This window comes from Vibrio methylphosphonaticus (assembly GCF_023634655.1).
Lineage (GTDB): Bacteria > Pseudomonadota > Gammaproteobacteria > Enterobacterales > Vibrionaceae > Vibrio > Vibrio methylphosphonaticus.
In genome coordinates this window covers 79044-93494 of record NZ_JAMKMS010000006.1, presented here as the reverse complement: position 1 = coordinate 93494, position 14451 = coordinate 79044, and the positions used below count along the sequence as shown (strand labels likewise).

General features: G+C 43.1%; 12 protein-coding genes. 8 read left to right on the top strand and 4 right to left on the bottom strand.

Annotation, left to right across the window (positions count from 1 at the left end; genetic code table 11):
* Nucleotides 1-51: 51 nt before the first annotated feature.
* On the bottom strand, nt 52-1146 hold the full coding sequence (gene serC / locus M9196_RS08865; protein WP_250617180.1) for a 3-phosphoserine/phosphohydroxythreonine transaminase: 1095 nt from the start codon (nt 1144-1146) through the stop codon (nt 52-54).
* A gap of 136 nt (nt 1147-1282) precedes the next feature.
* Complete coding sequence (locus M9196_RS08860) at nt 1283-2563, bottom strand: DUF945 family protein (RefSeq protein ID WP_250617179.1); 1281 nt, start codon at nt 2561-2563, stop codon at nt 1283-1285.
* A 145-nt stretch (nt 2564-2708) separates the two neighbouring features.
* Between M9196_RS08860 and M9196_RS08855 the strand changes: the two genes are divergently transcribed.
* The 3 genes from M9196_RS08855 to M9196_RS08845 all read left to right on the top strand — a co-directional run bounded on the left by M9196_RS08855 (nt 2709) and on the right by M9196_RS08845 (nt 6163).
* The gene (locus M9196_RS08855; protein ID WP_250617178.1) at nt 2709-4658 is read left to right on the top strand and encodes an ATP-binding protein; all 1950 of its coding nucleotides are present in this window, start codon (nt 2709-2711) and stop codon (nt 4656-4658) included.
* A gap of 93 nt (nt 4659-4751) precedes the next feature.
* A complete protein-coding gene (locus tag M9196_RS08850) occupies nt 4752-5249 on the top strand; it encodes a response regulator (RefSeq protein WP_250617177.1) in 498 nt (165 codons plus the stop codon).
* Nucleotides 5250-5617: 368 nt separating this feature from the next.
* Nucleotides 5618-6163 (top strand): hypothetical protein, encoded by a 546-nt coding sequence (locus M9196_RS08845; protein ID WP_250617176.1) that lies wholly within the window; start codon nt 5618-5620, stop codon nt 6161-6163.
* 259 nt (nt 6164-6422) lie between these two features.
* Here M9196_RS08845 and M9196_RS08840 read toward each other — a convergent pair whose 3' ends face one another.
* Complete coding sequence (locus M9196_RS08840) at nt 6423-7022, bottom strand: TfoX/Sxy family DNA transformation protein (protein WP_250617175.1); 600 nt, start codon at nt 7020-7022, stop codon at nt 6423-6425.
* A 373-nt stretch (nt 7023-7395) separates the two neighbouring features.
* Between M9196_RS08840 and M9196_RS08835 the strand changes: the two genes are divergently transcribed.
* From M9196_RS08835 to M9196_RS08815, 5 genes are all read left to right on the top strand, one after another.
* Nucleotides 7396-8319 (top strand): HDOD domain-containing protein, encoded by a 924-nt coding sequence (locus tag M9196_RS08835; protein WP_250617174.1) that lies wholly within the window; start codon nt 7396-7398, stop codon nt 8317-8319.
* Nucleotides 8320-8431: 112 nt separating this feature from the next.
* Entirely contained in the window at nt 8432-9337 is a 906-nt protein-coding gene (locus tag M9196_RS08830; RefSeq protein WP_250617173.1) for a lysine exporter LysO family protein, read from the top strand.
* Nucleotides 9338-9426: 89 nt separating this feature from the next.
* Nucleotides 9427-9939 carry a hypothetical protein gene (locus tag M9196_RS08825; protein ID WP_250617172.1) on the top strand — a complete coding sequence of 171 codons (513 nt, stop codon included), beginning with the start codon at nt 9427-9429 and terminating at the stop codon, nt 9937-9939.
* A gap of 179 nt (nt 9940-10118) precedes the next feature.
* Entirely contained in the window at nt 10119-11786 is a 1668-nt protein-coding gene (gene panP, locus M9196_RS08820) for a pyridoxal-dependent aspartate 1-decarboxylase PanP (RefSeq protein ID WP_250617171.1), read from the top strand.
* Between the two features lie 396 nt (nt 11787-12182).
* Complete coding sequence (locus M9196_RS08815) at nt 12183-13037, top strand: MurR/RpiR family transcriptional regulator (protein WP_250617170.1); 855 nt, start codon at nt 12183-12185, stop codon at nt 13035-13037.
* 60 nt (nt 13038-13097) lie between these two features.
* On the opposite strand, the gene M9196_RS08810 is transcribed toward M9196_RS08815, so the two are convergent.
* Nucleotides 13098-14324, bottom strand: coding sequence for an iron-containing alcohol dehydrogenase (locus M9196_RS08810; RefSeq protein WP_250617169.1), 1227 nt, complete (start codon nt 14322-14324; stop codon nt 13098-13100).
* Nucleotides 14325-14451: the final 127 nt, after the last annotated feature.

Genomic DNA, 14451 nt, shown 5'->3' with positions numbered 1-14451 from the left:
AAAACCGCACTCTCGTGCGGTTTTACGTAACTCGTTAACTCTGTTTTATCTTTACGCGTATTGCGCTTCAAACTCTTTCATTAGCGCAACGAGTGCTTGTACACCCTCAATAGGCATTGCGTTGTAAATAGATGCTCTCATTCCACCTACCGCACGGTGCCCTTTCAACGCACGCAAGCCACGCTCGTCTGCTAGTGCTAAGAACTGGTCATCAAGCTCAGGTTTTGCCAGTTGGAATGGCACATTCATCAATGAGCGATTTGCTTCATGCACATCATTTCTATAAAAATTGGAAGCATCAATAAAGTCATAAAGAATGGCGGCTTTTTCTTTATTACGAACTTCAATTTCAGCAACCCCACCCTGCGCTTTCAACCACTTAAATACCAACCCTGATAAATACCAAGCGAACGTTGGTGGCGTGTTATACATCGAGTCTTTCTCTGCCAATACTTTATAGTTCAAAAAAGAGGGTAACACCTGACTAGCAAGATCTAATAAATCATCACGAACAATCACAATACAAATCCCAGCCGGACCGATATTTTTTTGAGCGCCCGCATAAATCACACCGTACTGAGATACATCGATTTCACGCGATAAAATCGTTGATGACATGTCCGCTACGATGGGTAGATCAGTTTGAGGAAGCTCGTTGATCTCAATGCCATCAATCGTTTCATTAGGGCAAAAATGAACATAGGCAGAGTCTGCATCAATCTGCCATTCACTTGCGGGCTTTACCGTAACCTTACCATCAATCGTCGTCTTTGCTTGATATACGTTAGGCGTGCAATATTTTTGAGCTTCTTCAACTGCACTTTCTGCCCAGTAACCAGCATCGATATAGGTTGCACTGGTCTTTTTTCCTAACAAATTCAGAGGAACGGCGGAAAATTGTGCTCGCGCCCCACCGTGGCAAAATAAGACTTTATAGTTATCAGGAATCGCCATCAAATCGCGAAGATCTTGCTCAGCTTCGTCTGCAACCTGAATAAACGGTTTACCTCGGTGGCTGACCTCCATGACCGATGTGCCGAGATTGTTCCAATCAATAAACTCTGCTTGAGCTTTTTCCATTACGGCTTTTGGCAGTGCCGCAGGGCCAGCACTAAAATTGAAGACATTATCTTGAATCGGTTCCATGAACTTACTACTCCTAACTACTCTTTAATCGGTTTAAGATTCAGTAATATCATGTTTTTATATAGATAAGAAGCAAGAAAAGAGGTCCTAAGACCTCTTTTCTTGCTTAAACACAGCGAGTTTTCACAACACGTGATTATTGGGCACCGGGCTGCGCCATCATCAATGGCAGAAACAGGGCAAGCAGCGGAATTTTTTGTCCATTTGCAAACATCAGTTGACCGTTTTCAATATCAGCTTTCAACTGATATCCCGACGCTTGTTGTTCGATCATTTCCATAACCACGAGCTCATCTACGCCTTGAGACAACATAGGATGAGAAGCGATCATGTCATTGGACATATATGCATCCATATTGCCTGTCAGTGCTGGCATAATTAGGCTTGGGTCTTTAGAGACATTCACTGTCCCTTCAGGAATTTCAACTCGCCATTTAGACTTAAACTCACCATTTTGAAGTGCAAAGTGCATATCATTCATCGCAACTTTAAAACCTCTGGCAAACAACGTCTCTACCAGCGGCGCCAGCGTGTTAATGTCGGCATGTTGTAAAGAAGGATTGGACTGATAGATCCCAACCAAGCCCTCAAATGCGGCACGGTCTAAAGATTCTAGTGAGAAATCCACTTTTAAATTGCTCAGCTCTGCACCTTCTGGGTACGTCAACGCTTTCAAGTCAAACAGGTGCTGAGTATCAATTCTATCTTGCTCTGAATCCAACATGGACTTAAAGGTATAAGACGCTGTATCAATATCAAAAATACTAGTGTGTTGCTGGTCTAAGATACGAAAGCTTTTCACTGATGCTTGCTGTTCGCCCAGCCAAAAATCTTGCTCTTTTTTACCATCACCACTAATGCTTAAGTCAGAAACCAGTAACTGCTCTCCATTTTCAAAATCTAATTGAATAGAAGGAATTGTCGCATCTATCGATACTTGTCCAAGCACGGTAACAGTTCCACTCGCCGACGATGGAGAAATAGAAAAGTTTACCTTCTGACTTTCATTGCCTTGATAACTCCAACTCCCCAGTGCGAAGTCATAATCTGTGTTGCCATTGAGCTGGGTGACGGTTTTAAGTAACAGAGGAAAGTCTGGATAATTCGCCATTACCGATTCAGCGCTAAGGCTGAACAAACCATGGGTAATATCACTCGCGACCACGAAGTCTGTCGGTAACCCATCTAATTCCAGCTGCTCTTTCAAAGCCGGATCATTCACTTGATAGTGAGTTTCTACCTGAGAGGATAAGTAACCACGATCATAGCGAACCACTTCAGCGCTTACCGTGTCGCTATCTAGATGCTCGACGCCATCTTCGATCACTTTTTGGCCAATATGTCCGACGGCAAAAGGCCAACATAAAACGAGTGCGACAGCGCCACCGATAGCCGCCATTTTCTTTAATTGATGCATAGAGGTATAGACATTTTATTGATGTGTATTTCATTCAGTCTAACCTAACTTGAAAGGATCTCCAATCTCATACCTACTTCTCATAACCCCATGCTTTTTATTGTTATATTAAAACGTAACTCTGATGGAGAAGGTTTGGAAACGAATGCGACAACAAAATCGATATGCGGTGTTATGTCTAGACAATGACTTGGTGAATCTCGATCTACTCGACACCGAGTTATCCTCATATCAATCGCATTTTGATGTTCATCTTGTTACCTCTATTGAGGATGCTCATGAACTATTGACTCTGGTTGGTTCGACGGGACAACAGCTCGCACTTGTTATCGCTCGTCATTCAAACATCTTTGATGGTGGCGAATTTCTAATTCAGCTTGAGGGCTCTCACCACACCCAAACCGCTCGAAAGATTTTGATGACAAAAACAAACTATGGCGACATTCAAGCCATCCTTAACGCGGTCAATGAAGGTCAGCTTGACCACTGCCTAACGCTACCGCTAGCTGAAAACGTCCTACGAAAAACGGTAAAGAAAGAGCTGTCTACGTATATCGTTTCCCAAGAGAAAAATGACTTACTGCACTACAGCCAGATACTCGATCAACAAAAATTAATGCGAGCGCATATCGAACGTAAGATGCACTCTTATCGTGCGAGCTTTATTCATGATTTTCATGAGCTCTCCGACGATGATCTCGCGGCACAAGTCATAGAAGCCTTGCTTAAATTCTTTACTGAAAGTGATGAAACGAAGGCGGTACGACAATACTCTGCCGAGCACTTGCTCACCAAGGAAGGACAGGCCAACCAATTTCTGTGGTTCATTGTGGATGGGCAAGTCGCCTTGTACAAAAAAGACCAACTCGGGCAACAATGCGAAGTCATTAGGCACAATAAAGGAGGGATTGTCGGAGGAATGTCGTTTGTCACTGGAGAATGCTCATTTTCCACAGCAATGACGCTCACCCGCACCAAAGTCATAAAATTAGACCGACAAGTGTTCACACAAGTCATGCATTCGAATACCGACTTGCTCCCCTTGTTTACAAACCTTCTACTGCGCCATTTTAATCGCCGACTTCAACGCAGCATTAACACTAAGCTTGAACTACAAAAGACGCTAGAATCACTCGAGTCCGCGCACCAACAACTCATCGACCAAGAAAAAATGGCCATGCTCGGTCAATTAGTGGCGGGCGTCGCCCATGAGCTCAATAATCCGGTTTCCGCCATCTTACGGGGTGCAGAAACGGTGACCGATAAAATAAGCACGATCCTTCAACAAGATAGTCACCTAGACGATCTCTCCTTTGGGGTTAATGTGTTCGAAAAGTCCAGACTATCAACGCCCCTCTCTACGTCGGAATTACGCACGAGAACGAAGAACCTACAGACTACAATTACCGACCGACGCCTAGCTAAACGACTTGTGCAGCTCGATTTACACCACAATTCTGATTTACTAAAACTTGCCCAAGTGTCACCAGAGCAACTCTCGCAGCGCCTCCACCAGCTCGAACAATACCAACAAACGGGCGCCACATTACGGTCCATACAAGTATGTGCACAGCGCATCGCTGACATGGTGAAAAGCCTCAAGGGCTATGCAAGGCCAGACAATGAGTCTTATGAGTGGGTTGACTTACATGAAGGGATAGAAGACACGTTAGTGATCTTTGAAAATAGGCTGAAACGCCACGATGTCATTAAGGAATACGGTGATATTCCTAAGATTCGATGTATGCCGATCGCGTTGCAGCAAGTATGGACCAACCTAATTTCAAATGCGCTAGATGCACTACCTGAAAACGGACAATTTCAAATTCTAACTAGCTGTGAACAGCGCCAAGGACTCGATTACGCAGTTTATCAATTTATCGACAACGGCGATGGCATTCCGGTTGAGCAGCAAGGGGCTATATTTGAGTTGAATTACACCACAAAAAAAGAAGGCAACTTTGGTCTAGGTATCGGCTTATCGGTTTGCCAGCAAATTTTGGCCCAACATCAAGGCTGGATTAATGTCGATTCAAAGCTGGGAGTCTATACCAACATGTCTGTCTACCTACCGTTAGAAACGCCAAGTGCATAACCGGTAATGAGAAACGAATAGCTGCAATTGAACTTAATAAACCCAAGCAACACGAATAGAGCTTACCAAGCAACACGCACAAAGGAGAACATGATGAAAGAGTATTTAATCTTATGTGTTGACGATGAACGCGACGTTCTCGACAGCGTGTTACAAGACTTATCGGATTTTGAAGATAACTTTATTCTTGAGGGTGCTGAGTCCGTTGCTGAAGCAAAAGAGGTTATTCAAGAACAACAACGTGAAAATGTCCCGCTCGCGCTTATCTTGTGTGACCACATTATGCCCGGAGAAACGGGAGTCAGTTTTCTTATCCAACTCAACGAGAACGAAGACACGCATGCCAGTCGAAAAATCCTTCTCACTGGACAAGCGGGTCATGAAGACACCATCGAAGCCGTCAATCACTCCTGCTTGGACTTTTACATCACCAAACCATGGCGCGGTGATGAACTAAGGGATGTCATAAAACAGCAGTTAACGACCTTTATGATCAAGCATGAACCAGAGCTCATGCCTTGGGCGAGGATATTAGACACTGAGCGCGTTTTTGACGCCTTGTCTAAAAATCGCATTAATTATGGTGACTAGAGAACCTAATCAACGGTTACTGCTCACTAAGTAATAACTTACTTGTGAGATAACGGTGGTTAAAAAACGCTGATAAGCGCTCTCTATGGTGATAGGCACAACTTAAACGGCGTACTTATCACCAAGCACCGTCCACTTAAGAAAGTAACAATTCATTAATTTTTACCGTATAGATACGTCAATACTGCTGGAAATTTGTTTAACTATGTCATTTTTTGGGAATTTCCCCGCGTTGATGACACATTTTGTTGGTGATTAAGGGACACTTTCGATTATCATATCCACATATCATTGCCGTCAATAATGCAATACACGGCGCGCACTTATGTGCAGGGAACTAAAATCAAACAAAAAGGTTTACAAAGATTATGCGCAAGACTCTTTTAGCAGCATTAATGGTCGTAACATCGCAGCATGCATTTGCAGAGCAAGAGCAAAATCAAGCAACGATGAGCAACTTTAGCTACGATTACGCCGAAGCTCGTATCGGTGCTAGCCCAATGACATTTGGAGCGGGAATCAGTAAGTCTATTCACCCAAATGCTCACATCGTTGGTAGTATCGATTCAAAATTCGAAGGCGATTATGATATTACTGGTGGTGTCGGCTTCCATGCTCCTGTAAACAACTGGGCTGACTTTACCGGTGAAATGCTTGCGCATATCCATGACAATGGTGAGCACCATAAAACGGACACTGGTATGGAAGTCAACCTTGGTGTGCGCCAATGGTTAGGTCCACAACTTGAGATCGGTGGTAAAGCGGGTTACTTAAATGTTGGCGATAAAGATCGTTGGATGGGCTCTATCTACGGACGTTTCCACTCAACAGAGCTATTCTCTCTTGGTTTAGAAGGCCGCATCAATCACATCTACGGTGATCAATTGATGTTTACAGCGCGCTTCGCATTCTAAAGTGCCAACGAGTACACCCTGTTTTTCTAAGCTTTATCTTAGCTCAGTGTTCTATTAACTCAGTGTTCTATTAACTAGGTGTTCTATTAGCTAGGTTTTCTTACCACTTAGTTTATTACCGCTAAGTTTATTACCGCTAAGTTTTCTTACAGCTACGCTTAGCCTTATCTAAAACAGAATAGAAAACAAAAAGGTCATACATGTAGTATGACCTTTTTCATTTTATTCATTCCATAACAGACGCAATTGCAGACAATGATTAGGCATCAAGTTGAGAACAGTTATCCAGTAATTGCTGTTTCATTGGATCTTGGATGAGTTTCCAATGGACACCATCAACCGCACCAGCAAACTTCCACAATAGTTTCACGTCTACATCGCTACCGTAAGTGCGCTTTACTCGATTGAACACATTCGGGGCACCTAGCTCTAAGAATGTCTTCACGTCTTCAATACCCGATTTTTTAACCATGCGCTCTAATGTCAATTGCATATTAGGCAAGTCACGAAGTCGTCGGTTTTCTATCGAGTTTTTTGTACAACGCTGACTTACCGAGTTCTCGATAGATTTTTTGACTAAGTCATACAAACGTGGCGAATCAGATTCGAATATTTTTGTAATGTCGTAATAGTTAACCGTCGCAGTAGACTGTTTTTTCACGTGTTTGAACTTATCGCAACCTAAGTCACTTAAAGCGTCATCTAGGTCTAATCCACCACGAATAAAAATACGATCATTGCTAACTAACGCGTACATGGCGCCTTCTTTGAATAAGCCTGTACCTCCAAACATTGAACGCTTTTGTGATTCACCAAATTGAATTGTATAGTTGTAAAAATTTTGCTCAATCATTTCCATTGATCCTTTAATCCATTACCCCGATTAACGTGATCACCAGAAAAGCAGCATTATTTTAAGCGAAAAAAGTAAAACTAGAGTAGACCTGCGTTACCACTGCGGTGTCTCTCTTTTTATATAATATGCTTCAATCATAGTTCACATTGCAAAATAAGTCTGGGGCAACATCACATTTACATAACCACACCTCACAGCAAATGCGAGTCACTTCACGATTTTATATCATGCTCATCTAGTGGCATAACTATCAATATATGAACGCTGTTTTAAACGTCAAACAATTGACTTGGCACGACATTTTGGCACTAAGAATATTGTCAACTAAGTGCAAGCACAGGTAAACTGGATGCTTATATTTAGCTGCCGAAGTCCTATGAATCACTTATCGTTTTACTGGCTCCCTGATAATCAACAATTATTAATAGAAAGCTTAGAGACCGAGTTTGCCGAGCTCGTTAAACAATCTATCAATACGGGCAAAATTTCCTTGCCACCTATCTCTGAAGTTGTTTTAAAGATACAAAAGCTTTGTACGCTTGAGGCCACTGGAATCACAGAGATTGCGGAATGTCTTTTGGACGATCCGGGGCTAGCTGCCATTGTTTTACGCGTCTCAAACTCCGTTGTATTCAATCGCAGAAATATTACTTGTAACGATTTACACACTGCTGTTTCTCGACTTGGCATATTAAGAGTACGTGATATCGTCACCGCTCAGTCTATTGAACTCCTCAAGCATTCCGTTAACCTATCTGATAATTGCAAAAGTGTCCTTGTGCAAAGTGCCGCAGTTTCACGCGAGTTAGCGGCGACTATGGTTCTTGTTACTCGCGCTTTTCAAGAACAATCAAAAGAGGAGTACGGCTACTTAGAGCAAGAGAAAGCACTATTGGTTGGTCTGCTCGCAGACATTGGACTGTTCTGCTTGGTCAATGAATATCATCTCTACTTAGAAAAAGGTAACTACCTCAAACCTGAGCTGGCGATGCAAATTTTTCATTCTCGCTGCCCCGTTATTAGCGAGAAAGTGCTAACAACTTGGGCATTCGATCAAGACTTTGTTGAAGTGGCATCTAACCAAGAAAAGGTCTCAGATAGGCCAGAAGTGTCGTATCTCGATATTGCACGAATCGCAAACCACATTCTGTTATTTCGAAAACAAAATGAAGAAGAACTGGCTGAACACGAAGTTGAGATCAATATAGACGGAGCCGAGGTCATGCTTCAGCTGACATCAATGAATGATGCTGAATTTAAGTCTCATACCGCCGACATCATGCGCAGTTCCGGAATGTAGTTAAAGGATCCGGTGCGCATTCTATAAGGTAAACACCTTTCTACCTGCTTGTTTTTAAAGCGCAAAGGCTACACAATACGACCAGTTCGTATTTTGAAGGATTATTGAGCTTATGTTCTCCGGCATGTTGTTTATCTTTGCTCCATTGGTATTCGGCTATCTTTTTTCGATCTCTCGTATCGACGTGCTCGACAAAATCAACCAAGCAACGTCTTGGCTGATTTACGTCATCTTGTTTTTAATGGGATTGAGCCTCGCAGCCTTAGAAGACTTTGGTAGTAACTTAAAAATAATCATTACAATGACGGTGACGTTCTTTGTCATTATTAGTACATGTAATCTATTGTGCCTTCCACTAATTGATCGCTTCCTCCCCTTGGAGTCAGAAAACAAGAGTTCAAACTTACCTCTGTCTCGCATGGCACTTGAGTCCCTAAAGCTGATCATTGTCGTAGGAAGCGGTCTTGCCGCAGGTCTCTTATTGCCACTTGGCTTAACCTGGGTCGAGGCAGCCAGTGAGTGGATCTTGTTTGTACTACTCTTTTTCATCGGTATTCAACTAAGAAATAGTGGCTTATCGCTTAAGCAAATTTTGGTCAATAAACAAGGCATGGCCATCGCTGCTCTTATTATTGTGAGTTCCCTTATCGGTGGTCTTTTAGCAGCGTGGGTGCTTGAAATCCCTGCCTACCAAGGGCTTGCGATGGCATCGGGGTTCGGGTGGTATTCACTTGCAGGTATCTTAATGGGGGACGCATTTGGTCCCGTATTTGGAGGCGCTTCTTTTATGATAGAGTTACTTAGAGAGTTAGTTGCATTAGTCTTTATACCCCTCTTTATTCAGAAAAAGCCAAGTACAGCGATCGGCTACGCCGGTGCTACCGCCATGGACTTTACCCTGCCTGTAATCCAAAGTACCGGCGGCGTGAAATGTGTGCCTGTCGCCATTGTCAGTGGCTTTATTCTCAGCTTATTAGTGCCTGTTTTAATGCTGTTCTTTGTTTCTCTTGGAAGTTAGATCGCAGGATTTTTTGCGTAAAGTCGTTATACTCCCCGCACTCTAATAATTATAATTAATTTATTTCAGCCCATTTAAAGGACTTAATAATGAAAAAATGGCTTGCCGCTATGATGCTAGCAACAACTTCATTCTCTTCGCTTGCTGCAGATACTCAATGCCTGTCTGGTAAATATGATGCCTATGTCGATGCATCCATTAACTGGTATCAAGATTTAATCACTCTTACCACAGAGCAGTATCCCGAGCTACAAGATGTGAGCCAGTGGTTTCTAGAGGGTCGTAAGAACCACTTTGAACTCAATCGAGTCGCAGTGCATTACTATCTAGAAAATGACCAAAATAAAGTGTCAACAGAGCGCCCGATTGAAAGTTGGCTACAACTTGAGCAACAAGATATCAAAACACTGTCTCAGCGTAATGACGAGTTGGGTAAAATTGCCGCTACAAGCTTTGCTGACCGTCAAGCAACACCACATCAACAAAATTATGAATTGCGCAGTGCCTTCGCTGACTTGCTTAGCCATCCAAAGAAAATTGATTCTGCCCTGAACAAATACAACGATGCGATTGCTAAAGTCGAAGCAACCCGTTGTAAATAGTGTTTCAGTCTCTAAAGCTGGCTTTTTAGCCAGCTTTTGCATCTAAATTAGCCAAAACATCACCATTTTATCTGTAGCACGCTGAAACTTTAGTTCTCATTTCAATTATTGGAAGACATTCTCGTTTAATTGGTTTAGATTGTGCCGCTTGCACCAATGGAATATTAGTAGATTACGATATGGTATCTGAGCAAAAAATTGCTAACGTCAGCTTTGAGAGCCTTCTTCGCATATTCACTATCCCTGAAGGACCAGATTCAACGCTGACACAAATCGAAGAAAGCTTATCGCGAAACCTTAACGAGTTTTTGCGAGAGCATATTGTGGCTGAAGAAAAACCGCTTTATGAAATTGAAAAAGATTTCTCTAGCGCGGTTATTCCCGAGCAGCCTGAATTCGTTTCAGAGCATACGCAGCACTTATTAGACACGCTGGTGTCTCATTCCGTACACACATCATCGCCAAGTTTTATTGGCCATATGACATCAGCACTACCCTATTTTTTGATGCCGCTATCGAAAATAATGATCGCGCTGAATCAAAACCTCGTCAAAATAGAGACTTCAAAAGCATTTACGCCATTGGAGCGTCAAGTACTAGGTATGCTTCATAAGCTTATCTACTCGCAAAATGAACCTTTTTATCAACGCTGGATGCACAGTGCCAACCATTCATTGGGCGCATTCTGCTCTGGTGGAACTATCGCCAACATTACGGCACTTTGGGTCGCACGAAACAACGCCTTATGCGCTGACGCCGACTTTAAAGGTGTTGAACGTGAGGGTTTGTTCAAAGCCATGAAACATTATGGCTACGAAGGGCTTGCTATCTTGGTATCCGAACGAGGTCATTATTCACTGAAAAAAGCCGCTGATATTCTTGGTATTGGTCAGGAAGGGCTCGTTGCCGTAAAGACTGACAATAACAACCGAATTTGCCCTAAAGACTTGCAACTCAAGTTTGAGCAATTAAATCAGCAACGAATCAAGCCATTCGCGGTAATTGGCGTGGCTGGCACCACAGAAACAGGCCACATTGACCCATTACGCGATATTGCTCAGATCTGTGCACAAGAGCAATGCCATTTCCACGTTGATGCAGCATGGGGTGGCGCGACCTTAATGTCTGATAAATACCGCCACTTGCTCGATGGTATTGAGCTGGCTGATTCAGTCACAATAGACGCGCATAAGCAGCTATATATCCCTATGGGTGCTGGAATGGTTCTCTTCAAAAACCCAGATGCAATGAAGAGTATTGAACATCATGCCCAATACATTCTTCGTAAAGGGTCAAAAGATCTCGGCAGCCATACTTTAGAGGGCTCGCGATCTGGTATGGCGATGCTCGTGTATGCCGCAATGCATATTATTAGCCGGCCTGGTTATGAATTACTCATTAACCAAAGTATCGAAAAAGCGACATTCTTTTCTGAACTGATCGATAAGCAACCCGATTTTGAGTTGGTGTCCAAGCCCGAATTGTGTCTATTAACTTATCGTTATGTACCGGAGTCCGCCAAACAGGCTCTAAACATCGCGACACCGACGCAAGTCTCTCGTATCCATACGCTTCTAAATGAGCTGACCAAACTCATTCAGAAGAAACAACGCGAAACCGGACGCTCATTTGTGTCACGCACACAGTTGAACCCGACTCGATGGAACGAGCTCAATACCATTGTTTTTCGAGTAGTTTTAGCGAACCCACTCACCTCTACAGATGTGCTAAGAGCAGTATTACAAGAACAACGTGAAATAGCACAAGAGAGTGGCGCGGAGTTAATCACTCAGATCGAACACCTCGCGAAACAGATAAACGCTGCGCCGCACCATTCAACCAACTGATGCATTATCAGTTAACACCTTAGATTTAGAAGAAACCAGGTGCAATACTCACATTATGAAATTTTATTTCTATTTTGTGGCGCTAATACGGCGAAAACGGGCTAGAAAAGCACCATTTTCGCTTATTTTTTGCCCATTTGTTTTTTTCTTCCAAAATTTTGTTTGATGCCTGTCATATTCTAAAGATTTCATGTGACCTTTTATTACAGCTGACTGGCTTGTTCGTTTATACTGAACTTATGGAGTTAGCGCGTATCGACAGTGTCTCTATTACCTCGATAAAGTCACTTTATAAACTCGATATTGATAAAGAATCCACTAATCTACCCCTAGATCATTGGCACCTTATCAAACCATTATGCGCTAACAAGATGTTCTCTTTACCCTGTGAACACTATGAATACATTAGAGAAAATCCAAAAGAACTTAGAAAATTTCAGCAAATCTGAAAGAAAGGTAGCTGAAGTTATCATGGCGTCTCCCCAGACAGCCATTCACTCTAGCATTGCCACCTTAGCTAAAATGGCAGATGTCAGTGAACCGACGGTAAACCGTTTTTGTCGACGACTCGACACAAAAGGTTTCCCTGATTTTAAACTGCATTTGGCACAAAGCCTTGCTAATGGCACACCATACGTCAACAGAAATGTTGAGGAAGATGATGGACCTGACGCATACACCCATAAGATCTTCGAATCGACAATGGCGTGCTTGGATGTGGCCAAAAACAGCTTAGACTCAATGCAGATCAACCGCGCGGTAGATCTACTGACACAAGCGAAAAGAATCTCATTTTTTGGGCTCGGTGCATCGTCTTCGGTTGCCCGAGATGCACAAAATAAATTTATTCGCTTCAATATCCCAATTTCTTGTTATGAAGACGTTGTGATGCAAAGAATGAGTTGTATTAACTGTTCAGATAACGACGTTATTGTGCTTATTTCGCACACCGGCAGAACAAAGAGTCAGGTAGAGATTGCGCATCTTGCCCGTGAAAATGGTGCTACTGTCATTGCGGTTACAGCAAAAGACTCACCTCTCGATAAAGCCAGTTCGCTTTCTATTACGGTTGACGTACCTGAAGACACCGATGTCTATATGCCAATGGCGAGTCGTGTTGTACAAATGACCATTATCGATGTCCTTGCTACTGGCTTTACCCTTCGACGTGGTAGTCGCTTCAGAGACAATCTGAAACGTGTTAAAGAAGTACTAAAAGACTCACGCTACGATAAGCTGCCTAATTTTTAAGCCAGCTGACAAACATTAAAAAGAGAGGCTAATGCCTCTCTTTTTTGTCTCTTCTTATCCCTAATCCGTTTCGATTGGATTATTTCTATACTCCACCTGCGCTGGGTCTTGTGTCACCTTGTCTCGAGAATCACAATGACACTGACATACTTGATTTAAAATATGCTCTAAGCGATCAACCGTTAACGGTAACGGATTGCCTTTAATCGCCACCGACTTCATTGCGTCTGCTGCAACAACGTCAAATGGAGTATGACAAACGCCAAAATCAGATAATTTTGGTAATTCTAAGCGCTCTAAAATCATGATGACCCATTCAACCCCATCTTCAATCGACGCATCGGTGCGTGAGGTTAGAATCTGAGCAATATGACGATAACGATTCAGCACATCACTACGCCCAGCACGCTTTGCTGCTTTCACATTTTCAGTCATCACATGGGGCGCTAATTGTGCCGTGATCACGCTATGAGGCGCTGAAATTTTACCGCCCAGTGCAGAGGCAAGCCCATGAGCCGCGCCAAGTTTAGCGTTGGTAATCGCCATGCCACCAAGCATAGCGGCAAAAGAAAGGTCAGCGCGCGCTTTTGGATTGTCTTGCTTACAGCCTGAAATTATGGATTGGCTTAACCTTCTTAACCCTTCCTCACAGACCATATCCGTCAGAGGGTTTGGCTCACCGCATACATAAGCTTCCATCAAATGAGTAAACGCATCCATTGCTCCCCGTCCCGAAGTATAAGCATCCGTCCCATAAGTCAGTACTGGATCCACAATTGCGACATCAGGCAACATATCTGGACTTCTCAGGCTCACTTTTACCTTATCTTGTCCTGATTTTAATACTGCATTTTTAGTGACCTCCGCCCCCGTGCTTGCAGTCGTTGGAATCGCAATCATTGGAATCGGCTTTGTTTTTAATGGTACATTTCTCCCCACAACTTCCACATAGTCATAAACATCACCTTGATTAGGAATGATTGCGGCGAGTGCTTTCCCCATATCCAAAACGCTTCCCCCGCCAATAGCAATGACCATATCGGGGTTAAAACGGCGACCCATAATTGCGGTTTCTTCCACCATAGTAATGTTCGGTTCGCCGCAAATTGCCACATGCTGATAGCGCATATTTTGACTGTGAAGATAGTGAATAACTGGCTCTGCGCGTTGCCTATCCTGCCCTGTGACAAGCAATACGCTGTAGCCAAATTGGTTGATGATAGAGAGAGACGATTGCAAAGCGCCTTCGCCAAATACGATACGACTCGAAGTCATAAACTGAAACATACCAATATCCTTTCGGTATATCGTCAAGCTCACCATTACACCATTGTCGACTCATCTTCGATGCGAGAAACTTAAGCCTCAGCAGATAAAAGATTCATCCAATACCGAAAACCTAAAGTGCAGTGTC

Excerpts from the sequence above, each read along its gene's own strand:
- M9196_RS08825 (WP_250617172.1), top strand. The coding sequence starts at position 9,427 with ATGAAAAAATGGCTTGCCGCTATGATGCTAGCAACAACTTCATTCTCT.
- panP (WP_250617171.1), top strand. The coding sequence starts at position 10,119 with ATGGTATCTGAGCAAAAAATTGCTAACGTCAGCTTTGAGAGCCTTCTT.
- M9196_RS08845 (WP_250617176.1), top strand. The coding sequence starts at position 5,618 with ATGCGCAAGACTCTTTTAGCAGCATTAATGGTCGTAACATCGCAGCAT.
- M9196_RS08860 (WP_250617179.1), bottom strand. The coding sequence starts at position 2,563 with ATGCATCAATTAAAGAAAATGGCGGCTATCGGTGGCGCTGTCGCACTC.
- serC (WP_250617180.1), bottom strand. The coding sequence starts at position 1,146 with ATGGAACCGATTCAAGATAATGTCTTCAATTTTAGTGCTGGCCCTGCG.
- M9196_RS08835 (WP_250617174.1), top strand. The coding sequence starts at position 7,396 with ATGAATCACTTATCGTTTTACTGGCTCCCTGATAATCAACAATTATTA.
- M9196_RS08850 (WP_250617177.1), top strand. The coding sequence starts at position 4,752 with ATGAAAGAGTATTTAATCTTATGTGTTGACGATGAACGCGACGTTCTC.
- M9196_RS08810 (WP_250617169.1), bottom strand. The coding sequence starts at position 14,324 with ATGTTTCAGTTTATGACTTCGAGTCGTATCGTATTTGGCGAAGGCGCT.
- M9196_RS08840 (WP_250617175.1), bottom strand. The coding sequence starts at position 7,022 with ATGGAAATGATTGAGCAAAATTTTTACAACTATACAATTCAATTTGGT.
- M9196_RS08855 (WP_250617178.1), top strand. The coding sequence starts at position 2,709 with ATGCGACAACAAAATCGATATGCGGTGTTATGTCTAGACAATGACTTG.
- M9196_RS08815 (WP_250617170.1), top strand. The coding sequence starts at position 12,183 with ATGAATACATTAGAGAAAATCCAAAAGAACTTAGAAAATTTCAGCAAA.
- M9196_RS08830 (WP_250617173.1), top strand. The coding sequence starts at position 8,432 with ATGTTCTCCGGCATGTTGTTTATCTTTGCTCCATTGGTATTCGGCTAT.